The 24787-nt window shown below is 34.8% G+C and carries 21 protein-coding genes and 1 tRNA gene; 19 read left to right on the plus strand and 3 right to left on the minus strand.

Translation table 11 applies throughout. The annotated features are described in order from the left end of the window. The first annotated feature begins 107 nt into the window (after positions 1–107). A complete protein-coding gene (locus RZ74_RS01830) occupies positions 108–1205 on the plus strand; it encodes a glycosyltransferase family 4 protein (protein ID WP_053949750.1) in 1098 nt (365 codons plus the stop codon). 19 nt (positions 1206–1224) lie between these two features. On the opposite strand, the gene RZ74_RS01835 is transcribed toward RZ74_RS01830, so the two are convergent. Beyond that, positions 1225–1875, minus strand: a complete 651-nt coding sequence (locus RZ74_RS01835; protein WP_053949751.1) for a YigZ family protein — start codon at positions 1873–1875, stop codon at positions 1225–1227. A gap of 44 nt (positions 1876–1919) precedes the next feature. Here RZ74_RS01835 and RZ74_RS01840 point away from each other — a divergent pair, with 44 nt between their 5' ends. From RZ74_RS01840 to whiA, 16 genes are all read left to right on the plus strand, one after another. Continuing rightward, entirely contained in the window at positions 1920–3251 is a 1332-nt protein-coding gene (locus tag RZ74_RS01840) for an ATP-dependent helicase ComFA (RefSeq protein ID WP_053949752.1), read from the plus strand. Continuing rightward, complete coding sequence (locus RZ74_RS01845) at positions 3244–3921, plus strand: ComF family protein (protein WP_053949753.1); 678 nt, start codon at positions 3244–3246, stop codon at positions 3919–3921. Before RZ74_RS01840 ends, RZ74_RS01845 begins: the two co-directional genes overlap by 8 nt. A gap of 150 nt (positions 3922–4071) precedes the next feature. Next, positions 4072–6435, plus strand: a complete 2364-nt coding sequence (gene secA / locus RZ74_RS01850) for a preprotein translocase subunit SecA (protein WP_053949754.1) — start codon at positions 4072–4074, stop codon at positions 6433–6435. Between the two features lie 56 nt (positions 6436–6491). Next, positions 6492–7608 (plus strand): peptide chain release factor 2 gene (prfB, locus tag RZ74_RS01855; RefSeq protein ID WP_148562063.1). Its coding sequence is split into 2 segments (ribosomal slippage): positions 6492–6563 and positions 6565–7608, totalling 1116 coding nucleotides; the frame shifts between segments, so codons are not numbered across the junction. A gap of 14 nt (positions 7609–7622) precedes the next feature. Continuing rightward, a complete protein-coding gene (locus RZ74_RS01860) occupies positions 7623–8777 on the plus strand; it encodes a PDZ domain-containing protein (protein ID WP_053949756.1) in 1155 nt (384 codons plus the stop codon). A gap of 64 nt (positions 8778–8841) precedes the next feature. After that, positions 8842–9090 (plus strand): PspC domain-containing protein, encoded by a 249-nt coding sequence (locus RZ74_RS01865; RefSeq protein ID WP_053949757.1) that lies wholly within the window; start codon positions 8842–8844, stop codon positions 9088–9090. 9 nt (positions 9091–9099) lie between these two features. Beyond that, positions 9100–9435, plus strand: coding sequence for a phage holin family protein (locus RZ74_RS01870; RefSeq protein ID WP_053949758.1), 336 nt, complete (start codon positions 9100–9102; stop codon positions 9433–9435). Positions 9436–9497: 62 nt separating this feature from the next. Continuing rightward, positions 9498–10436, plus strand: coding sequence for an HPr(Ser) kinase/phosphatase (gene hprK, locus RZ74_RS01875; RefSeq protein WP_053949759.1), 939 nt, complete (start codon positions 9498–9500; stop codon positions 10434–10436). A 26-nt stretch (positions 10437–10462) separates the two neighbouring features. Further along, the gene (gene lgt, locus RZ74_RS01880; RefSeq protein ID WP_053949760.1) at positions 10463–11287 is read left to right on the plus strand and encodes a prolipoprotein diacylglyceryl transferase; all 825 of its coding nucleotides are present in this window, start codon (positions 10463–10465) and stop codon (positions 11285–11287) included. A 19-nt stretch (positions 11288–11306) separates the two neighbouring features. After that, a complete protein-coding gene (locus tag RZ74_RS01885) occupies positions 11307–12323 on the plus strand; it encodes an NAD(P)H-dependent glycerol-3-phosphate dehydrogenase (protein ID WP_053949761.1) in 1017 nt (338 codons plus the stop codon). Positions 12324–12344: 21 nt separating this feature from the next. Then, positions 12345–13217 carry a UTP--glucose-1-phosphate uridylyltransferase GalU gene (galU, locus tag RZ74_RS01890; RefSeq protein ID WP_053949762.1) on the plus strand — a complete coding sequence of 291 codons (873 nt, stop codon included), beginning with the start codon at positions 12345–12347 and terminating at the stop codon, positions 13215–13217. Positions 13218–13300: 83 nt separating this feature from the next. Beyond that, positions 13301–14221, plus strand: a complete 921-nt coding sequence (gene trxB, locus RZ74_RS01895) for a thioredoxin-disulfide reductase (protein WP_053949763.1) — start codon at positions 13301–13303, stop codon at positions 14219–14221. 160 nt (positions 14222–14381) lie between these two features. Continuing rightward, a complete protein-coding gene (gene uvrB, locus RZ74_RS01900) occupies positions 14382–16385 on the plus strand; it encodes an excinuclease ABC subunit UvrB (protein WP_083437146.1) in 2004 nt (667 codons plus the stop codon). A gap of 12 nt (positions 16386–16397) precedes the next feature. Beyond that, positions 16398–19259, plus strand: coding sequence for an excinuclease ABC subunit UvrA (gene uvrA / locus RZ74_RS01905; protein ID WP_053949765.1), 2862 nt, complete (start codon positions 16398–16400; stop codon positions 19257–19259). A gap of 104 nt (positions 19260–19363) precedes the next feature. After that, positions 19364–20338, plus strand: coding sequence for a gluconeogenesis factor YvcK family protein (locus RZ74_RS01910; protein WP_053949766.1), 975 nt, complete (start codon positions 19364–19366; stop codon positions 20336–20338). An 11-nt stretch (positions 20339–20349) separates the two neighbouring features. Next, a complete protein-coding gene (gene whiA / locus RZ74_RS01915) occupies positions 20350–21285 on the plus strand; it encodes a DNA-binding protein WhiA (protein ID WP_053949767.1) in 936 nt (311 codons plus the stop codon). Positions 21286–21322: 37 nt separating this feature from the next. Here the strand turns inward: whiA and clpP are convergent, their stop codons facing one another. Together clpP and RZ74_RS01925 are read right to left on the minus strand one after the other, a co-directional pair. After that, positions 21323–21916, minus strand: coding sequence for an ATP-dependent Clp endopeptidase proteolytic subunit ClpP (gene clpP, locus RZ74_RS01920; RefSeq protein WP_053949768.1), 594 nt, complete (start codon positions 21914–21916; stop codon positions 21323–21325). A gap of 98 nt (positions 21917–22014) precedes the next feature. Continuing rightward, positions 22015–22086 (minus strand) — tRNA-Arg (locus tag RZ74_RS01925). Between the two features lie 249 nt (positions 22087–22335). Between RZ74_RS01925 and gap the strand changes: the two genes are divergently transcribed. Together gap and RZ74_RS01935 are read left to right on the plus strand one after the other, a co-directional pair. Continuing rightward, positions 22336–23349, plus strand: a complete 1014-nt coding sequence (gene gap / locus RZ74_RS01930; protein WP_053949769.1) for a type I glyceraldehyde-3-phosphate dehydrogenase — start codon at positions 22336–22338, stop codon at positions 23347–23349. 159 nt (positions 23350–23508) lie between these two features. Next, positions 23509–24723, plus strand: a complete 1215-nt coding sequence (locus RZ74_RS01935) for a phosphoglycerate kinase (RefSeq protein ID WP_053949770.1) — start codon at positions 23509–23511, stop codon at positions 24721–24723. The last annotated feature ends 64 nt before the right edge of the window (positions 24724–24787 follow it).

The raw sequence follows: 24787 nt of genomic DNA on the forward strand, positions 1-24787 counted from the left end.
ATTCCGAATGGAATCCTTTTTTTGTATGATTTTTGGTTTTTCTTGTTTTTATTCTGTTACATTTGTATAATTTACTAATAGTAATAAGAAACGAAAGGAAAGCTATTATGCTAAAATTTGAAATCATCGTTTGTCTATTTGCGACAATGTTGATGTCAGCTGTGATTACACCTTTTATCAGAAAACTGGCATTTAGATGGGGCGCAATAGATAGTCCAAATAAGCGAAGAATGAATAAGATTCCGATGCCAACATTAGGAGGATTAGCAATCTTTGCTGCATATACAATTGCAACAATGTTCCTCTTGAGAAGACAGATGCCAACTCAGCAATTGTATGGGATGTTTGCAGGACAACTAATCATTATTATCACTGGTGTTATGGATGATATTATTGTCTTAAAGCCTAGACAAAAAGTGTTAGGAATTAGTTTGGCAGCAGTAGTTGTCTTCTTCTTTGGGAATATTCAAATGAGTAGCGTATCTCTACCATTCATCGGAACATTTGGACTAGGCTGGTTTAGTTTACCCGTCACTTGGATTTGGATTCTAGCAATTACTAATGCTGTGAACTTAATCGATGGTTTAGATGGATTAGCAACCGGAGTAGCGGTTATTGCGCTTACGACAATGGGAATTACTGGTTTCTTTTTCCTAAATGTTGGTAATGTATACGTATCAATCATGATTTTTGCGTTAGTTGCTGCTTGTTTAGGATTTTTACCATATAATTTCTTCCCAGCCCGTATCTATCTTGGTGATACAGGTTCGCTATTTATTGGATTTATGATTTCAATCTTTTCGTTAAACGGATTAAAAAATGCGACTTTCATTACTGTTATCATTCCAGTAATTATTTTAGGGGTACCAATTACTGATACCATATATGCTATTTTACGTCGTATGTTAAACAAACAACCAATTATGCACGCTGATAAAAGACATTTACATCACCGTCTAATGCAAATTGGTTTGACACATCGCCAAACTGTATTGATTATTTATGGAATTGCACTGATCTTTTCATTTATTTCACTATTGTATCCAATTTCAAATATCTTAGGTTCAATTTTATTAACGATTGCTACGTTGATAGGGCTAGAATTGTTTGTCGAATCAATTGGATTAGCTGGACAAGATCGTCAGCCGTTATTGAATTTTATTAAAAAGATAGTTAAAGAAAATACAAGTAAAGATAATCATTAAAAAAAGATTGACCGTTGGGTCAATCTTTTTTGTATGGATCAAAATCAATTTCAAAATATTTTTCATCGCCATCTGTCATTTCAACGCGACCGTTTAATAGTTCAACTACACTCGCTTTGAATGAATCAATACGTTTGTTATCAATTGCAACTACAATGGATACCTTATCTGTATAGATAGTATCAACAATGTTTTCATTATTTTCTTCTAGTTGATAGTTAAGTGAATCAAATGATTTGTAATCCACGGAAATGGTGATTTCTGTCTGAAGTACTTTTTTGACAACACCGACATGCTCAACTGCTTGGGTTGTTGCATTACTATATGCACGAATCAGGCCACCAGCACCTAATTTAATACCACCAAAATATCTGGTTACCACAGCAACAACGTTGTGAACGCCAATATTTTTAAGTGCTTCTAGAATTGGAACTCCAGCGGTTCCGGAAGGTTCTCCATTATCACTAGCACGTTGAATGTAATCATCTAATCCTAAAACGTAGGCATGACAATTATGGGTTGCTTTTTTATGTTCTTCTTTAACTTGATTAATGAATTCAATGGCTTCTTCTTCGGTTTCAACTCGAGCAATTGAACATATAAATTGTGATTTTTTAATATCAATTTCGTTTGTTCCATTTTGTTTAATGGTTAAATAATTGTTTTCCAAGTGGTTTTCACCTCTATTTATCGTATTTAAAATTGGTGATTAATATGATTGAAAATTATAATGAGTTATTCGGCAGATTGGTCGGGGAAAAATCTGTTCCCGATGAAATCAAATCTGCACAACATATCAAAAAAATGGTTCCTATTAAGGTTACCAAGAACGAGATTTATTGTAAACGATGTGGCCATAAAACATCAAAAAACGAAGCAGAATTACCAGATGATAATTTCTATTGTTCAAATTGTATTAATCTAGGCAGGGTGACATTGAAAGAACAACTGTGCTTTATCGAAGAACCGAATTTATTTTCTCATCAAGGAAAAATTTTAACGTGGGATGGAAAACTAACCAAAGAACAAGAAAAATGTTCCAATGAGATTATTGAAGTGATTAACAATAATCAGACCCATCTGTTATGGGCAGTCACGGGAGCGGGGAAAACGGAAATGTTATTCAAAGGAATTGCTAAGGCCATTAAAGATAATAAGCGTGTATGTATTGCCTCTCCGCGTGTCGATGTTTGTGTTGAGTTGTTTCCACGAATCCAAGAAGCGTTTAAAAATATTTCAATGGTGTTATTACATGGAAAAAGTAGTCAAAGTTATTTTTATAGTCAATTGACGATTTGTACAACGCATCAACTGTTACGTTTTTATCATGCCTTTGACGTCATCATTATCGATGAGGTTGATTCTTTTCCATTTGTTAATGATCAATCACTGCATTTTGCAGTTGATAATGCAGTTAAAGATGAAAGCGCCAAACTATACTTAACTGCAACGCCTACTGCAGAAATGATTAAAAAGATAAAAAGAAAACAAATTTCAGCCAGCTATTTACCAATTAGATTCCATCGTCATCTTCTTCCAGAAGCAAAGATTAAATACGTAAATGATTGGCGTAAGCTATTGAGTAAGAATAAACTACCATCGTTTTTATTAACTAAAATTAAGCAAAAAATTAAAGACCAACAACGCTTTTTATTATTTATTCCTAAGATAGATGATTTACCGCTAATTAGTAAGATATTAGTCAATCAATATGATTCCTCCCTCTGGCATACTGTTTACTCCAGCGATGAATTAAGAATGGAAAAGGTAAATGATATGCGATCCGAAAAAGTATTGTTTTTAATCACGACGACCATTTTAGAAAGAGGGGTTACTTTTCCAGGAATTGATGTAATTGTATTAGGAGCTGACGATGAAGTTTTTAGCGTGTCATCTTTAGTACAAATTGCTGGAAGAGTTGGTCGGAAAAAAGATCGACCAACTGGTGAAGTATTATTCATTGTTGATGATAAGACTAAACCAGTAAAGAATGCGATTAAACAAATTAAGTATATGAATAGGTTGGCGAAAAAATTAGATGAATAATTGTATTTTATGTGGTCAAAAAATTGATTTTCCAATATCGATTGCCTTTTTACTGAGTTTTAAACCGATTAAACATAAACCAATGTGTGACAAATGTGAAAATCAATTTGAAAAAATAGATCCAGAGCGAATTTGTCAGCAATGTGGTAGAGAAATGGAAACTACCAGCTTTTGTGGTGATTGTGTTAAGTGGCAAAGCTTGGGCAATTCATTCATTAATCGTGCCGTTTATAAATATAATGATGCGATGAAAGAATACATGCATAGATATAAGTTTACTGGGGATTATAACCTGCGGAAATCTTTTGCAGCTGAATTTTGCAGTCATATCGATACTAAAAAGATAATTGTACCAATTCCGGTTAGTGAAGAAACGATGGCAGAACGCGGGTTTAACCAAGTAATAGGTTTATTAGAAACAATCGAAATAGTTGAGGCGTTAGACATTAATCAAGAAAGTAAAATTAGACAATCATCATTAAATCGAAAACAAAGACTTAAGGCATCGCAAGTATTTAAAATTAATGATAATATGAAAGATGTAATTAAAGATAAGGAAATAATAATCGTTGATGATATTTATACTACTGGAACCACTATGCATCATGCTGCACAGGTGCTTCTAGAAAATGGTGCAAAAAGCGTGCGGGGGCTTACTTTATGTCGATAATGGATAAATATTCATTAAATAGTAAGAAAAAATGTAAAGAATTCACCAATCTAATTTTAAAAATGATAATTAAATGTTAAAATAAAATAGTATATATTTATTAAGACGAATAAAACTTTAAAAACTAATTCATGGAAGGAAAATTGATTAATGGCTAACATTTTAAAAAAATGGGTCGAAAGCGATAAAAGAGAAGTCAAAAGACTTAGCAAACTTGCTGATAAAGTTGAATCATACGCAGATGATTTTAAGAAGCTAAGCGACGACGAACTAAAAGCTAAGACCACTGAATTTCAACAACGTTACCAAGATGGTGAAACTCTTGATGACCTATTACCAGAAGCATTTGCTGCTGTACGTGAAGGAGCAAGTCGTGTTCTTGGTTTAACACCATTCCATGTACAAATTATGGGTGGAATTGTTTTACATGAAGGTAACATCTCAGAAATGAAAACTGGGGAAGGTAAAACACTTACTGCCACAATGCCAGTTTACTTGAACGCTATTTCAGGTAAGGGTGTTCACGTTATCACTGTTAACGAATACCTATCACAACGTGATGCTGAACAAATGGGAGAACTATACAACTGGATGGGACTTTCTGTAGGTGTCAACTTAACAGACAAGAGTCCTGAAGAAAAACGTGAAGCTTACAATGCTGATATCACTTACTCAACTAATAGTGAAATTGGTTTTGATTACTTACGTGACAACATGGTTGTTTACAAAGAAGATATGGTTCAAAGACCATTGAACTTTGCTATCGTCGATGAAGTAGATTCTATTTTAATTGATGAGGCTAGAACACCATTGATTATTTCTGGTCAATCAAAAGGTTCATCAGAACTATACATGCAAGCTGATCAATTTGCTAAGACACTTAAAGAAGACGATGATTTCAAGATTGATTTGGAATCAAAGACAGTTGCTTTAAATGATCAAGGAATTGAAAAAGCTGAAAAGTACTTTAACTTAAAGAACTTATACGATACTGATAACACTGCTTTGACTCACCATTTAGACGAAGCATTACGTGCCAACTACATCATGCTTAAAGATAAGGATTACGTTGTATCTGATGATGAAGTATTAATCGTTGACTCATTTACAGGTCGTATCATGGATGGTCGTCGTTTCTCTGATGGTTTACACCAAGCTATTGAAGCTAAAGAAGGGGTAACCATTCAAGAAGAAAGTAAGACAATGGCCAACATTACTTACCAAAACTTATTCAGAATGTACAGTAAGCTAGCTGGTATGACTGGTACTGCTAAGACTGAAATTGATGAATTTAGAGAAATCTATAACATGGATGTTATCTCAATTCCAACTAACAGACCAGTAGCCAGAGTCGATGAACCTGACTTGCTATACCCAACACTACAATCTAAGTTTGACGCTGTAGTTGATGAAATTAAGAAGTTACATGAAAAGGGTCAACCAATCCTAATTGGTACTGTTGCCGTTGAAACTTCTGAATACATTTCACAACGTCTAAACGATGCTGGAATTCACCATGAAGTGTTAAACGCCAAGAACCATGCTAAAGAAGCTGAAATTGTTGCTAATGCTGGTCAAAAGGGTGCCGTTACTATCGCCACTAATATGGCTGGTCGTGGTACTGATATTAAATTAGGACCGGGTGTTGTTGAATTAGGTGGTTTAGCTGTTATTGGTACTGAAAGACATGAATCTAGACGTATCGATAACCAATTACGTGGACGTTCTGGACGTCAAGGTGACCCAGGTCTATCACAATTCTACTTATCACTTGAAGATGACTTAATGCGTCGTTTCGGTTCTGATAAGATCAAAGGATTCTTAGATAGAATGAAGGTTGATGGTGAATCAGCCGTAATTAAGAGTCGTTTAATTACAAAACAAGTTGAATCAGCTCAAAAACGTGTTGAAGGTAACAACTATGATTCTAGAAAACAAGTTCTTCAATATGATGATGTTATGAGACAACAACGTAATGTTATCTATGATGAAAGAAACAAAGTTATTACTGAAAACACATCACTAGACTGGGTTGTTAAGCCAATGATTAAGAGAACAATTAACAGAATTGTTAACTTACACACTCAAGGCGATCAAAAAGACTGGGATTTAGATACCATTTTAGATTTCGCTGTCAGCGCTTTAGTAAATCCAGATGCAATTTCTAAGTCAGATTTAGAAGGTAAATCAGCTCAAGAAATCAAGAATTTCCTTATCAACCTATCTGAACAAGTATACATTGAAAAGAGAGATCAATTATACGACCCACAACAAATGCTTGAATTTGAAAAGGTTGTTGTATTAAGAGTTGTTGACTCTCATTGGACTGACCATATTGACGAAATGGATCAATTGAGACAATCAATTGGTTTGAGAGGATACGGTCAATTAAATCCACTAGTTGAATATCAACGTGAAGGTTATCAAATGTTTGAAGAAATGATCTCAGATATTGATTACGATACCACTAGATTGTTCATGAAAGCTGAAATCAGACAAAACATCGAAAGATAATAAAAAAGCGAAGATGGACATTAGTTCTCTTCGTTTTTTTAGTAAGGAGCATAAGAATGGAAATCGCAGATGCTAGAAATGAAATAAGCTCAATTCAAGAAGCCATCAAAGGCTTTAGGGGGTCTCTTTGACCTTGACTCATTACAAGCAAGTATTGAGATAAACGAATCAAAAATGGCTGAACCCGGTTTTTGGGATAATCCTGATGAGTCTCAAACATTGATTAATGAAACTAATCGATTAAAGAAAAAATATGATAATTTTAATGATTTAAATTCTGAAGTAGAAGAACTTGAACTAACTTTAGAAATGATTGAAGAAGAACCAGATCAATCACTAATTGAGGAATTTGAATCATCTCTTGAAAGTACTAAAGCACATTTAGAAAAATATCGTTTAGGGATGCTTTTAAATGGTAAATATGATGCAAATAATGCAATTTTGGAAATTCATCCAGGAGCAGGTGGAACAGAATCGCATGATTGGGGCATGATGTTATTTAGAATGTATACCAGATGGGCTGATCAAAATGGCTTTAAATTAGAAACTTTGAACTATCAAGCTGGTGAAGTTGCTGGACTTGATACCGCTACTATTTTGGTGAGCGGTGAAAATGCTTATGGATATTTAAAATCTGAAAAGGGTGTACATCGTTTAGTAAGAATTTCTCCTTTTGATTCTGCTGGAAGAAGACATACTTCCTTTGCTTCAGTTGATGTAATGCCAGAGTTAGATGACTCTGTTGATATTGAAATTAATCCATCAGATTTAAGAGTAGATGTTTATAGAGCCAGTGGTGCTGGTGGACAACATGTTAATAAGACTTCTTCTGCAGTGCGAATTACGCATGAACCAACTGGGATTGTCGTTGCCAGTCAAGCGCAACGTTCACAATTACAAAATAGAGAAACTGCCATGAATATGTTGAAATCAAAGTTATATGAACTGGAAGAAGAAAAGAAAGAACAACAAAAGGCACAATTAGAAGGTGAACAAAAAGAGATTGGATGGGGATCTCAAATTAGATCATATGTATTCCATCCATACTCAATGGTAAAAGATCACCGTACTAATTATGAAACAGCTAAAGCACAGGATGTAATGGACGGGGACTTAAATCCATTTATTAATGCCTTTTTACAATGGAAGTTAAGTAAAAACAATCCAAATTAGACAGGGGAATATACATGAGCGAACTATTGACAGTTTTATTGATACTAATCCAACCAGTTTTGTGGTTAGGAATTTTAAGAAACTATATTATCTATAGAAAACGTTTAACAAAACAAAGACGCGACTTTAACACATCAATTTATGCAAATAACTATGAAATTAAACATTTCTGGCTTAGTTTTGTAGTGTTAGGAATTTTAGGAAGTGCAATCTCAATTGTTTTAGGAGTGTACTTACCTATTACTTGGATCGTAGTATACCAATTACTATTGATTATTAATTTAGTGTTGATTCCAGGACAGTTTTTGAATTTAATAACATTCGGAATCGCAACTGTAATTACATGGTTAATTTATCAAGTTAAGTTTTTTAATGGCATTAATACCCTTGGAATTAATGTTCAACCCACTAACTTTGCGAACGTATTACTGTTACTTACAATCGTAATTTTATTAATGTCACTATACGTTAGATTTGTTTTAGGTAACTATGCTAATCCACAAATTTTAAAGAATCAAAGAGGAAATAAGGTAGCTGGATATTTAACTAAGGAATTTGCAGTTCTTCCATTATTAGTATTGATTCCGGGAGACCAAATTCAACAAGTTATGCACTGGTGGCCAGTATTTGGTTATGGTGACCACAAGTTTAGTTTACTAATTCTGCCAGTGATGTTAGGAATGAGAATCACAATTTTCAAGTCATTGCCAAAAGACTTTTTCAAAAAGCTAGCTAAAAAAATAGCTTGGATAGTTGTTTTAGGTGTTATCTTGTTAGGAGTAACATATTACTTTAAAGATGTTGAAAACATCGCACTTTACTCAATTGCTGGATTAATTGTTTTATACATTATTACTGTTTTAATGGTTAAAAGAAGTGATAGTAAACAAGATACATGGTTCTCTGATGCAGTTAACGGATTAAGAGTTATTTCAATCAGACCTGATACTCCAGCGGAAAAAATGGGAGTACAAATTGGTGATTTAATCGTTGAAGTAAATAACATCAAAATTAATTCAGAAGATGAATTTTATAAAGCGATATTAACATCACCAACATTTTGTCGTTTGAAGGTATTAAATAGAGAAGATAGAATCAAAATTATGGAAAGTGCAATTTATAGCGATTCACCAAATGAATTAGGGGTTGTTTTGATAAAAGAAAAATAGCCTTAAGGTTCATTTAATGAACTTTCGCTAAAATGCCAATTATAGTAACGAAGGGGAATTTAAGATGAATAAAATTTATCGCTCACAAACTAACAAATTATTAACAGGAACATTAGGTGGAATTGCAGAATACTTCCATATTAATGCTCAAATTATTAGAATCTTATTCGTGATTCTTTCAATTTGGCCTGGTCATTTAATTTTCGGACTATTGGCTTACGTTGTTTGTCTAGTCTTTATTCCAAATAAAGATGATGATCACAATAACGGTCGTCGTAATTTAACAGACGTTGATGAATACGATAATAAATAGGAGGATGTAATGAGAATATTAGGAAGAATCTTGATTAATACATTATTGTTTATGGCAATTGCTGGTTTCTTTCAAGGTAGTTTTTATGTCGCAAGTATCACAACAGCATTAATTGCTGCTGTTGTACTAGCCGTACTAAACGCGCTAGTAAAACCAGTACTATTTGTACTATCGTTACCAATTAACATTATTACATTGGGACTATTCAGTATTGTCCTAAATGGAATTATGTTGGAAATAACATCTGCTGTGGTTGGAAATAATTTCCACTTTGCATCATTTGGGATGGCAATAATCGCGGCTTTAATAATGTCTATTTGCAATATAATTTTGTCTGACTATTAATTAATTATGAAAAGAGTCTAATAACATGATAAAATTGACTTATCAGAACTGGAGGTAAAATCATGGCTTATAGTGTAACGGTTGCAGACCTAGTTGAGAATACACATTTAGATATTTTCTATGGAGAAGAATATCTAGATCGTCCAATCACAACAAGTGATATTTCTCGTCCAGGTTTGGAATTAACAGGGTACTTTAATTACTATCCTGCTAAAAGAATTCAATTATTAGGAATTACTGAAACTTCATATGCAAAAGGAATGGATAGTAACGAACTATTCGAGGTCATGAAAAAAATGTGTTTACCAGAAACACCAGCTTTTGTGGTTTCAACTCAATTAGATCCACCAGACGAGTTAATCAGAGCTGCTAAGAATCAACACATCCCAGTATTAGGTTCTAAACTAACGACTTCAAGAGTATTGAGTAATATGACTAACTTCCTTGAAGGTAAGTTAGCTGAAAGAAAGTCTATTCATGGAGTATTAATTGATGTTTATGGATTAGGGGTACTAATGACTGGAGACTCTGGTATTGGTAAGAGTGAAACCGCCTTAGAACTTGTTAAACGTGGACACCGATTGATCGCTGATGACAGAGTTGAAGTTTACCAACAAGATGAACAAACATTAATTGGTCAAGCACCAACTATTTTGCGTCACTTGTTAGAAATTAGAGGAATTGGAATCATCGATGTTATGAACTTATTCGGTGCTGGTGCCGTTCGTTCACAAACTAAAGTTGATTTAATCGTGCACTTAGAAAATTGGTCAGACGATGCGCCATATGACAGATTAGGTAATGGTGACGAAACAAGAAGAATCTTTGATGTTGATGTTCAACGAGTTAGCATCCCTGTTAAGACAGGTCGTAACCTTGCTATCATCATTGAAGCTGCAGCCATGAACTATCGTGCTAAAAAGATGGGATATGACGCAACCAAGGTTTTCGATGATAACTTAAACAATTTAATTAAAGAAAACTCAGGAAACAATAAATAAAAATCTTTCCAGGGAAGTGAAAACTAATGCATTCAATCGCATTAAATCCGATTGCATTTAACTTAGGACCAGTTGCAGTTCATTGGTACGGAATTTTTATTGCCTCTGCTGTTTTAATTGCGGTCTTTTTATCAGTTAAAGAAGGTCGAAAGCGAGGAATTGATCCAGATAATATATATGACATGATTTTATGGGCACTACCAGTGGCCATCATTTGTGCTCGTATTTATTATGTGGTTTTCCAATGGCCATACTATAGCCAACATTTAAATGAAATTATTAAAATATGGGATGGCGGAATTGCTATCTATGGAGCTCTAATTGGAGCTGCTGTGGTAGTTTACCTTTACTGTCGAAGCAAGCTAATTTCTGTATGGGCAATGTTAGATGTAATTGCACCAACAGTTATTATGGGGCAAGGAATCGGTAGATGGGGTAACTTTATGAACCAAGAAGCGTTTGGTAACATTACCAGTTTAACGTTCTTGAAGTCATTACATTTACCATCATTTATAATTAATCAAATGTATATTCAAGGATTTTATCGCCAACCAACATTTTTATATGAATCACTATGGGACTTATTAGGATTTGTATTATTAATGAACCTTCGTCACATTAACAAATTTTTCAAACGTGGTGAAGTGGTCTTATCATACATTATCTGGTACTCATTTGGTCGTTTCTTCGTTGAAGGGATGAGAACTGATAGCTTAATGCTATTTGGTGGAATCAGAGTATCTCAAATGTTATCAATTGTGCTATTCGTTGGGGCAATTGCATTGATGATTTATCGTCGTAAAAAAGAAGCTGACTTACCATATTATTTAGATGGTAGTAAGTTAGTTTAATAATTAAGGAGTAAGTACAATGACAGAAAAAATTGCAGTTTTAGGAGCAGGTTCATGGGGAAGCATGCTTGCAACTATTTTAGTAGAAAATGGTAATGAAGTACGTTTGTGGTCATACAAACAAGCTCAAGTTGATGAATTAAACAATCAACACACAAATGAAAAATACATCAAAGATTTTACATATCCTGAAGAATTAGTTGCTTATGGTGATATGAAAGAAGCCATTAGAGGTGTTGACGATATTTTATTTGTTGTCCCAGCGCAAGTAACTAGAAGTACTGCTAAACAAGTTAATGAAATTCTAGAAGAACTAGATATGTCAGTTAACATTATTCATGGTAGTAAGGGAATTGAACAAAAAACATATAAACGTATGTCTGAAGTACTATCTGAAGAAATTGATCCAAAACACCGTAAATCAATTTCAGTGATTTCAGGACCTAGTCAAGCAGAATCAGTTGCTAAACATGACATTACTTTAGTTACTACTGCTTCAGAAAACATTAAAGATGCTGAACACATCCAATCATTATTCATTAATGAATATTTCAGAGTCTACACCAACGATGATATTATCGGTGTTGAAATTGGAGCAGCATTAAAGAACATTATCGCAATCGGTGCCGGAGCATTATATGGTCTAGGTTATGCTGATAACGCAAAAGCTGCGTTAATGACTCGTGGTCTAGCTGAAATTTCTCGTTTAGGAACTTCATTTGGTGCCAACCCATTAACATTTACCGGTCTTTCTGGATTCGGTGATGTGATTGTTACTGCAACAAGTAGCGATTCAAGAAACTGGCGTGCCGGATACCAATTAGGTAAAGGTGAAACTCTGGATGATATTGTTAAGAACATGGGAATGGTAATCGAAGGAATTGCTACTGCTGAAGCTGCTTATGAATTAGCACAACAACGTGGAATTGATATGCCAATCACATCAGCAATCTACAAAGTATTACACAATCAACTAACAATTGATGACGCAATCAAACAATTAATGAACCGTAGAGGTCGAGCAGAACTAGATTAATTGATATAGGAGTTTATGAAAATGAAAAAAATTAAAAAGGCAATTATTCCAGCTGCTGGATTAGGAACAAGATTCTTACCTGAAACTAAGGCAATGCCAAAAGAAATGCTACCAGTAGTGGATAAACCAGCAATTCAATTAATCGTTGAAGAAGCGATTGAATCAGGAATTACAGATATTCTAATTATTATTGGTAAGGGTAAACGCGCAATCGAAGATCATTTCGATTCAAATACCGAACTTGAATTAAACCTTGAAAGTAAGGGCAAAAAAGAAATGCTAGAAGCTGTTAAGGAAACAAACGGTTTAAACATCTACTTTAAGCGCCAAGAACATCCAAATGGTTTAGGTGATGCGGTTTACACTGCTAAGAGTTTCGTAGGAGATGATCCATTCGTTATCATGTTAGGTGATGACTTAATGGAAGATGAAACTCCATTAACTAAGCAACTAATCGATAGTTACGAAGAAACAGGTGCTTCTACTTTAGCTGTTATGAGAGTTCCTCATGAAGATACTTCAAAATACGGTGTTATTAACCCCGCTAAAGAAGTTAAAGATGGATTATACGATGTAGTTAACTTTGTTGAAAAACCAAATCCTGAAGACGCACCAAGTGATTTAGCTATTATTGGTCGTTACTTACTAACCCCTGATATCTTTGATATCTTGGAAAACACTAAACCAGGCAAGGGTAATGAAGTACAACTTACTGATGCCATTGATACTCTAAACAAAGATGGTAAAGTTTACGCTCATGAATTTAAGGGTGACCGTTTTGATACTGGTAACAAATTCGGTTGGTTACAAACAAACATTGAATTTGGACTAAAACACCCAGAAGTTGCTGGTCAATTGAAAGATTACATTAAAGATTTAGCTAAAAAACTATAAAATTAGTTTGTGTGCTAATTAATGGACAAATCTATCATATGATAGTAAAGTATCATTTATTGAATATATGAAAGGGGAAGTTAATTATGGAAAAATATGACGTAATTGTTATTGGTGCTGGACCTGGTGGAATGACCGCTGCACTATATGCTTCTCGTGCTAATTTATCAGTTTTAATGATTGACCGTGGTATCTACGGTGGTCAAATGAACAACACAGCTGAAATTGAAAACTATCCTGGATTCAAATCCATTTTAGGACCAGATTTAGCTAAGAACATGTACGAAAGCTCAACTAACTTTGGTGCCAAGTATGAATATGGAACTGTTGAATCAATTGAAGACAAAGGTACTTCAAAGATTGTTAACACTGACCAAGGTAGTTACGAAACAAGTTCAGTTATTATTGGAACAGGTTCACAATACCGTAAACTAGGTGTACCTGGTGAAGATGAATACGGTGGAAGAGGAGTTTCATACTGTGCCGTATGTGATGGTGCATTCTTCAAGAACCGTGAAGTCGTAGTTGTTGGTGGTGGAGATTCAGCTATTTCTGAAGCACTTTACCTTGCTGGTTTAGCTTCAAAAGTAACTGTTATTCACCGTCGTGATCAACTTCGTGCACAAAAGGTAATTCAAGACCGTGCATTTGCTAACGATAAAATTGAATTCATTTGGGACACTAACGTAACTGAAGTTATCGGAGATGACATGAAGGTTACTGGTGTAAAAACTGTAAACAACAAGACTAATGAAGAAAGCGTTGTTGACGCTTCTGGTGTATTCATTTATGTTGGTAACAACCCAATGACTGAAGCATTCGCTAACCTAAACATCACTGATGAAAAGGGTTGGATTAAGACTAATGAAAGAATGGAAACTGCCATTGATGGTGTGTTTGCCATTGGAGACGTTCGTCAAAAAGAATTAAGACAAGTAACTACTGCCGTTGGAGACGGTGGAATTGCTGGTCAAAACGCATTCGAATACGTTTCATCACTATAAAGAATTAATCAAAAAGACTGGTTTTAATACCAGTCTTTTTTTACTCTTAAAAAGGAGAACATTAGTTTTAGAAAGTTTGTTCGTATGTTAAAATGTTATTAAATATGAATGAAAAGGGTCAAAAACCCTACGAGTGAACAAAGGAGGACTTTGTTTGGAAATCCAACGCGAAAATAATAATAAATTTGAATTAGTATCAAAATATAAGCCTACTGGGGACCAACCAGAAGCTATTAGTCAGTTAACTAAAGGTATTGAAGATGGACAAAAGCAACAAATCCTATTAGGAGCAACTGGAACAGGTAAGACTTTTACCATTTCTAATGTAATTAAAAACGTTAATAAACCTACTTTGATTTTATCGCATAATAAAACATTGGCTGGTCAATTATATAGTGAATTCAAAGAGTTCTTTCCTAATAACGCGGTTGAATACTTTGTTAGTTATTATGACTACTATCAACCAGAAGCATATGTACCTTCAAGTGATACCTATATTGAAAAGGATTCTTCAATTAATGATGAAATCGATAAACTACGCCATGCTGCAACTAACTCATTACTAACTAGAAATGACGTTATCATTGTTGCATCTGTTTCATCCATTTTTGGATTAGGAAGTCCTAAAGAATACTACAAACATACGATTGCACTAAACGTGGGGCAACAAATTGAACGAGATGAATTACTAAGAAGACTAGTTGAAATTCAATTTGATAGAAATGATATTGATTTTCAACGTGGTCGATTTAGGGTTCATGGGGATGTTGTTGATATTTTCCCAGCTTCAGGGGACCAACATGCGTTTAGAATTGAATTCTTTGGTGATGAAATTGATTCAATTAAGGAAATTGATACTTTAACTGGTGAATTTATCGGTAAAAAAGATAATATTATTATCTTCCCCGCAACCCACTTCTTAACTGATGATCAAAACATGGATCATGCATTAAAGGGGATTAAAGAAGAAATGGTGGAACAAGTTGCCGAGTTTGAAAAAGAGGGTAAACTGCTGGAAGCCCAACGATTAAAGCAGCGTACTACCTATGATATTGAAATGATGGCTGAAATGGGATATACCAACGGTATCGAAAACTATTCAAGATATATGGATAATCGAAAACCAGGTGAAGCACCATATACTTTATTAGATTTCTTCCCAGATGATTACTTATTAGTAGTCGATGAATCACATCAAACATTGCCACAAGTTGGTGGAATGTACAACGGTGATAAAGCCAGAAAAGAACGTCTAATTGAATATGGATTTAGACTACCTAGTGCGCTTGATAATAGACCATTAAAGATGCCTGAATTTAAAGAACGCGTCAACCAAGCGATTTATATGTCTGCTACTCCTGGTCCACGTGAATTGGAAGAAACACCAGAAAAGAACATCGTTCAACAAATTATTCGACCAACTGGTTTATTAGATCCAACGGTTGAAGTGCGTCCAATTATGGGACAAATGGATGACTTAGTTGGTGAAATTAATGAGCGAATTGAAAAGAATGAACGTGTTTTTGTTACAACTTTAACCAAGAAAATGTCTGAAGATTTAACTGATTACTTAAAAGACTTAGGGATTAAAGTGGCATACTTGCATTCTGATGTTAAGACGCTGGAAAGAACTAAAATAATTAGAGATTTACGACTAGGTAAATACGATGTCTTGGTTGGAATTAACTTGTTGAGAGAAGGAATTGATGTTCCTGAAGTTTCATTGGTTGCTATCTTAGATGCCGATAAAGAAGGGTTCCTAAGAAATGAACGTTCATTGATCCAAACAATTGGACGTGCTGCCAGAAATGAAAATGGAGCAGTTATTATGTACGCTGACTATGTAACTGATTCGATGCAAAAGGCAATGGACGAAACTGCCAGAAGACGTAGCATTCAACAAGAATATAATAAAGAACATCACATTACGCCACATACAATTAAGAAACCAATTCGTGACTTAATTAGTTATGGTAACAAGGATGATAACGATAAAGAAGATCATTCATTTATTGAATCTGATTTCCAAAAACTAACCAAGAAAGATCAAAAACAAATGATCGAAACATTAACCAAGGAAATGAAACAAGCAGCAGCAAAACTCGATTTCGAAAAGGCAGCTGCATTGCGTGATACAGTGATGGACTTAAAGAGTCAGATGTAAGGAGGAAGCAAGGTGCAAAACGATAAGATTGTTATTAAAGGTGCCCGTGCACATAATTTAAAAGATATTAGCGTCTCAATTCCTAAAAACAAATTAACAGTAATGACTGGATTGTCAGGTTCTGGAAAGAGTTCTTTGGCTTTTGATACTTTATACGCAGAAGGGCAACGTCGATACGTAGAAAGTCTTTCTTCATATGCTCGTCAATTTTTAGGCCAAATGGATAAACCAGATGTCGATTCGATTGAAGGATTAAGTCCAGCAATTGCGATTGACCAAAAGACCACTTCTAAGAATCCTCGTTCTACCGTTGGAACTGTTACCGAAATCAATGATTACTTTAGATTGCTTTGGGCACGAGTTGGAACTCCAATTTGTCCCAATGACGGAACTAAGATTACGAGACAATCGATTGATCAAATGATGGATGCAGTTTTAGCTTTACCGGAAAGAACTAAAATGCAAATTTTATCACCAGTAGTTAGGGAACAACGCGGTCAGCACAAGAAGATAATTGAAAAAATTAAGCGTGAAGGATTTGTTCGTTACCGTGTTGATGGCGAAGTTCACGAAATCGAAGATGATATTGAATTAGATAAGAATAAGCACCATAACATTGAAATTGTGGTTGATAGAATCATTGTTAAAGATGGTATTAAATCAAGATTATCTGATTCTCTAGAAACTGCATTAAGACTAAGCGAAGGATATGCGATTGCAGATCTAATGGGCGCAGGGGAAAATCTAATTTTTTCTGAACATTATGCTTGTCCACTTTGTGGATTCACGGTTAGTGAATTAGAACCAAGACTATTTTCATTCAATTCACCAATTGGAGCATGTCCTAGTTGTGACGGTTTAGGGATGAAACTAGAAGTTGATGAATCTCTAATCATTCCAAATACCTCTAAAACGCTAAATGAAGGTGCAATTGAGCCTTGGAACCCAATTAGTTCTAAATACTATCCAAGCATGCTAGAACAAGCGTGTGAACAATTTGGTATCGATATGGATACTCCATTTAATAAGTTACCTAAAAAACAACGTGATATAATTATGTACGGTTCAAACGGGAAAAAATTTCATTTTCATTTTGATAGTACTAATGGTTTTGGTGGTATTAAGGATACTGATGCTGAATTTGAAGGGGTCGTCAATAATATTGACCGTCGTTATCACGGTACTAACAGTGACTTTACAAGAGACCAGATGCGTCAATATATGACAGAATTAACATGTCAAACTTGTCATGGTTACAGATTAAATGAAGAAGCATTGAGTGTTAAAGTTAATGACTTGAATATTAGTGAAGCTACTGATTTAGATGTAATCAAAGAATTGAACTTCTTCACTGATTTGCACTTTGGTGAAAAGGATAGCGTTGTTGCTAAACCAATTTTAAAAGAAATCATCGATCGTCTAACTTTCCTAAAGAATGTTGGATTAGATTACTTAACTTTATCCAGAACTGCTGGAACTCTTTCTGGTGGAGAATCACAAAGAATTAGATTAGCAACTCAAATTGGTTCTAATCTTTCCGGGGTTTTATATGTATTAGATGAACCATCAATCGGGTTACATCAAAGAGATAATGACCGACTAATTTCTTCACTAAAGGCCATGCGTGATTTGGGTAATACTTTAGTAGTGGTTGAACACGGTGAAGACACACAAAGATCAGCTGATTATATTGTTGATATTGGACCTGGTGCAGGAACCAACGGTGGTAACGTCATGGCTGCTGGAACACCAGAAGAAGTGGCTCAAAATGATAATTCACTAACTGGCCAATACTTATCTGGTAAAAAATTCGTTCCAGTTCCATTAAAGCGTCGTAAGGGTAATGGTAAAAAGATTAAAGTCACTGGAGCTAGTGAAAATAATCTAAAAGACGTTACTGCTGAAATCCCATTAGGTGAATTCAATGTGGTTACCGGGGTTTCTGGTTCAGGAAAGTCTACTTTAATTAATCGAATTGTGAAGAGAGCAATAGCACAAAAGATTAATCATAATTCAGAAAAACCTGGTAAGTATAAGAGTATTTCTGGTTACAAAAATATTGATAAACTTATTAATATCGACCAAAGCCCAATCGGAAGAACGCCAAGAAGTAATCCGGCCACTTACACGGGTGTCTTTGATGATATCAGAACATTATTTGCTGAAACCAATGAAGCAAAATTAAGAGGATATCAAAAAGGTCGTTTTAGTTTTAACGTTAAAGGTGGAAGATGTGAAACCTGTCATGGGGATGGGATTCTAAAAATTGAAATGAACTTTCTACCAGATGTATACGTACCATGTGAAGTTTGTCATGGTAAACGTTACAATGCGGAAACACTTGAAGTACAATACAAAGGGAAAAACATCTCTGATGTATTGGACATGACAGTCGATCAAGCATTGGAATTCTTCTCTGCAATTCCTAAGATTACTAGAAAATTAGAAACCATTGATGAAGTTGGATTAGGCTATGTCCAATTAGGACAATCAGCAACCACTTTATCTGGTGGGGAAGCACAACGAATGAAGTTGGCTTCTGAACTATATAAAAAATCAGCTGGTAATAATCTATATATATTAGATGAACCAACAATCGGATTGCATACTGATGACATTAACCGTTTACTAGTTGTTTTGCATGAACTAGTGGATCAAGGGAACACCGTTTTAATTATTGAACATAATTTAGACGTAATTAAAACAGCTGACCATATTATTGATTTAGGACCTGAAGGTGGGGATGGTGGTGGAACCATTATCGCTACTGGAACTCCTGAAGAGGTGGTAGAAGTTACCGATAGTTACACTGGTCAATATTTAAAACCAGTCTTAGAACGTGATACTAAGAGAACGAAAGAAAGTCAAAAATAAAAAGGTGCTATTAGCACCTTTTTTATTACTTATTAAATGACACACCCGGGTACGTGTGTTATAATTCTTGGGTTATCTTAAAAAGGAAAGGAGGGACAAATTGCATGAGAAATTTAAAAAATGTTGTCGTTATTGGTGGTGGAACTGGGTTACCAGTTATCTTAAACAATTTAAAAGATAAAGATGTCAACATTACTTCAATTGTGAACGTTTCTGATGATGGTGGCTCTTCTGGAAAATTGAGAAAAGCTGCCAACGTTGTCCCTCCTGGTGATATCAGAAATGTATTGGCATCACTTTCCAATTTACCGCAAACAGAATTAGATTTATTCCAATATCGGTTTAAAGACAATAATGACTTTTTATCAGGACACTCATTAGGGAATTTGATTATTACCGCAATGACTGAAATGAAGGGTGACATTAATGTTGCCGTAAAACTATTAAGTCAGATGATGGACATCACTGGCAGAATATATCCTTCCACAAACCAAAAATTACAGTTATGTGCTGAATTTAAAGACGGTTCTACTATGAAGGGTGAATATGAAATTACCTACGCTGATAATCAAATTAAGCGCGTTTGGGTGGAAACAGATAATCCTGACAATCCGCCAGTTGCTAATCAAGAAGTTATTGATGCGATTTTAGAAGCTGATCAAATTGTGTTAGGACCAGGAAGCTTATTTACAAGCATTTTACCTAATTTAATGATTTCAAATATTGGGGATGCGATTGTAAAATCAAAAGCACAAGTTGTGTATATATGTAATATCATGACTCAATTTGGCGAAACTGATAACTTTACTGATGCCAACCACGTTGAAGTTTTAAATAAGCACATGAACAGTAATTTTATTGATGTTGTGATTGTGAACAAGACACCTGTTTTAGATAGTCAAATCGATCATCAAAGATTTAATGAAATATCTAGTCCAGTAGAACATGATGAAAACAGATTAAAGGAATTGGGATGCGAAGTGATTTACGATGATTTCTTATTATTAACTAATCGTGGAGCGTTTCATAACGGAAAAAAAGTGGCTGATAAGTTAGTTGAATTAGTCACCAAAGAATAGGATGATGCAACATGTCATATGCTAGTGACGTAAAAAAAGAACTAACAACCCTAGAAGTGCATAAAAAGAATGCTAAGGCGGAACTAATGGCATTAATTCGTATGAATGGTTCCATTTCACTTGCTAATCGTAAGATTATTCTAAATATTCAAACTGAAAATCCTGCCATTGCACGTCGAATTTACAAATTAATTTTAGAATTCTATAAGGTTGAAAGTAAGTTAGTTGTTAGAAAGAAAATGAAATTAAATAAAAATAATGTCTATGTTGTACGAATTGCTGATCAAGCACAAGCGATTTTGGATGACTTAGGGATTTTAGAAAATTTCCAAATCGTTGAAAGAGTTCCCGTGGAATTATTAAAGGATGATTCTCAGGTTCGTTCTTATCTAAGAGGGGCGTTTTTAGCCAGTGGATCTGTAAACAATCCGGAAACTTCTAGATATCATTTGGAAATATATTCATTGTATGAGGAACATAATGACATGATTTCTGAAATGATGAATAATTATGATTTGAATTCTCGAACCACTGATAGAAGAAGTGGCTACATCACATACTTGAAGGAAGCTGAAAAAATTGCTAACTTCTTACAATTAATCGGTGCGACAAACGCAATGCTTAAATTTGAAGACGTTCGAATTATGCGAGATATGCGTAATTCAGTTAATAGATTAGTAAATTGCGAAACTGCTAATATGAATAAGGTAGCGAATGCTTCAACTAAGCAATTAGCTAATATTAAGTTCATTGATGATACGGTTGGTTTAGATCATTTACCAGAAAAATTATATGAAGTTGCTATGACTAGAATGCGGATGCCAGAGGTTAGTTTAAAAGAACTTAGCGAATCATTACCTAGTGGAAGTATTTCTAAGTCAGGAATTAACCATCGATTAAGAAAGATTAACGAGTTTGCTGACAAATTAAGAGAAGAAGCGATATAAAAAAAGACTTAGCTGTAATAGCTAAGTCTTTTTTTGATTATTTACGTTCAGAACTGTTAGTCATGATGCTATCAATTAAACCGTAGTCAACAGCTTCTTGAGCGCTTAAGTATTTATCACGTTCAGTATCTAAGTTAACTTTTTCAATTGATTGACCTGAGTTTTGAGCTAAAATTTCGTTAATCATCTTTCTAGTCTTCAAAATTGATTCCGCTGCAATTGCGATTTCAGTTTGTTGACCTTGGGCACCACCAGAAGGTTGGTGAATTAGAACTTCAGAGTGAGGTAAAGCAAAACGCTTACCTTTGGCACCTGAAGATGCTAACACACTGGCCATTGAAGCAGCCATACCCATAACGATGGTTTGAACATCAGCTTTGATGAATTGCATAGTATCGTAAATTGCCATACCTGCAGTTACCACACCACCTGGAGAGTTGATGTATAGGTAGATGTCTTTTTCAGAATCTTGTGCATCAAGGAATAATAGTTGAGCAATAATGGTATTTGCCATGTTGTCTTCGATTGGACCTGATAGCATGATGATTCTGTCTTTTAATAATCTTGAGTAAATGTCATATGCGCGTTCACCGCCTGATGATTGTTCAATGACAGTTGGGACTAAATTCATAGTTTTATCCTCCCTTACAAATAATTCATTTTTGAATTATTATAATTCTATATCAATGGTCAATTAAGGTCAAATGATTTAACTATAATAATTACTAGTGCATCTGGAGGGAATCGAACCCCCATTAAAAGAACCGGAATCTTTGGTGCTATCCATTACACTACAGATGCGTTTGAACAGCTTAAACTATAGCGGAATTGGCGTTAAAATTCAAGATAGTGAATGAGCTAATTGATTTGCAAACATAAAATAGCACTGATATACTAGTGAAGTAGGATTAGACAACTACTTTGATAAAAATAATTATTCGTAATTATTTTTAAAATACTGAGCAAGTATTGTAGACTGATCAGTAAAAAAGTAGTAACATTTAATCCGTACGTAGTACTTAAATTTATTTCTCTAGGAGGAAAACAGTTATGACTGTAAAAATTGGTATTAACGGTTTTGGTCGTATTGGTCGTTTGGCTTTCAAACGTATCCACGAACTAAACTCAGACGAAATTGAAGTTGCTGCTATCAACGATTTAACAACTCCTTCAATGCTTGCATACTTATTAAAATATGATTCAACACATGGTAAATTCCCAGGTGAAGTTACTTCAACTGATAACGGAATCGTTGTTGACGGTAAGGAAGTTCCAGTTTACGCTGAACGTAATGCCGCTGACCTACCATGGGTTAAAAATGATGGTGTTGACTTTGTACTAGAATGTACTGGTTTCTACACTTCAGAAGAAAAATCACAAGCTCACTTAGACGCTGGTGCAAAGCGTGTTCTTATTTCTGCACCTGCAGGTCAAATTAAGACTGTTGTTCCTGGTGTTAACTTGGATACTCTAAACTCAGATGACAAGATTGTTTCAGCTGGTTCATGTACTACAAGTAGTATTGCACCAACTGCTTACTTCTTAAACAAAGACTTTGGTATCAAAGTTGGTACTATGACTACTATTCATGCCTTTACTTCAACTCAAGCTATCTTAGATGGCCCTCGTGGTAAGAAGTTCAGAAACAACCGTACTGCATCAACTAACACTATTCCTCACTCAACTGGTGCTGCTAAGGCCCTAGGTCTTGTTGTTCCAGAACTTGACGGTAAGTTAAATGGTGTTGCTCAACGTGTTGGTATCGTTGACGGTTCATTAACTGAATTAACTGCTATCGTTGAAAAGAAGAACGTAACAGCTGATGAAATTAACGCTAAGATGAAAGAATACACTGAAGGTAACGAAGCATTTGGTTACAATGATGAACCAATCGTTTCAAGTGATATCATTGGTGATACTCACGGATCAGTATTTGATGCTACTCAAACTGATGTTACTACATTCGGTGACGACCAACTTGTTAAGGTTTGGTCATGGTACGATAACGAATGGGGCTTCACTTGTAACATGGTTCGTACTTTACTACACTTTGCTCAACTATAATCTTAATTATAATTTAGCAAGTTTTAAGGTGGAGGAGGCAAATGCCTCCTCCATTTTTTATAATAAATAATTTTAAAAATCTTTGAAATTATACTTTAAATGAAGTATATTGAAATTGTTACATTTATTTATTAAATATTGTTTGGGAGGTAATCTAGATTGGCTAAGACAGTTGTTTCTGATTTAGATTTAAAAGGTAAAAAAGTTTTAATGCGTGTTGACTTCAACGTTCCTATTAAAGATGGCGTTGTTGGTGATACTAGTCGTATCGTTGGTGCTATTCCAACAATCAAATACGTAATCGAACACGGTGGAAAGGCTGTATTATTCTCACATCTTGGTAGAATTAAGAGTGAAGATGATAAGAAAGAACTTTCACTACGTCCAGTTGCTGCAAAGCTATCTGAACTAATCAACAAGCCTGTTACTTTTGTTCCTGAAACAGAAGGTTCACAACTTGAAGATGCAATTAACAACATGAGCGATGGTGACATCGTTGTTGTTGAAAACACTCGTTTTGAAGACGTTGTTAACGGTGAAAATGTTAAACGTGAATCAGGTAATGATCCTAAATTAGGTGAATACTGGGCTTCACTTGGTGACTGCTTCGTAAATGATGCATTTGGTACTGCTCACCGTTCACATGCTTCAAACGTAGGTATTGCAACTGCTATGGAAGCTAACAACAAACCTGTTGCTGCTGGTTTCCTAATGGAAAAAGAAATTAAATTTATCGGTGGTGCCGTAAACGATCCTAAACGTCCATTTGTTGCCATTTTAGGTGGTGCAAAGGTTTCTGATAAGATTGGTGTTATCGACAACCTACTAGATAAAGCTGACAAGATTATCATCGGTGGTGGAATGACTTACACATTCTACGCTGCTAAAGGTTTCTCAATTGGTAACTCACTAGTTGAAAAGGACAAGATTGATACTGCTAAGGAAATCTTAGAAAAGGGTGGCGACAAGATCGTTCTACCTATTGACTCAATCGTTGCTCCAGAATTCAACAACGATGCTCCAATTCAAACTGTTGGTGAAAACATTCCTGATGGTCAAATGGCTCTAGATATCGGTCCTAAGAGTATTGAATTATTCGAAAGCGTTCTAAAAGATGCTAAGACTGTTGTTTGGAACGGACCTATGGGTGTATTTGAAATGAGTAACTTTGCTAACGGTACATTAGCTGTTGGTAAGTTCTTAGGTCAATTAACTGATGCAACTACTGTCGTTGGTGGTGGTGACTCAACTGCCGCATGTAACGAATTAGGTATTGCTGACAAGCTATCACACGTTTCAACTGGTGGTGGAGCTTCTCTAGAATACATGGAAGGTAAGACCTTACCTGGTATTGCTTCAATTACTGATAAATAAGATAAGTTATCTTTTTAAGATTCGATGTATAACATCGGGTCTTTTTTTTGTATAATAAGAGGAG

The sequence above is a fragment of the Apilactobacillus apinorum genome, assembly GCF_001281175.1.
Lineage (GTDB): Bacteria > Bacillota > Bacilli > Lactobacillales > Lactobacillaceae > Apilactobacillus > Apilactobacillus apinorum.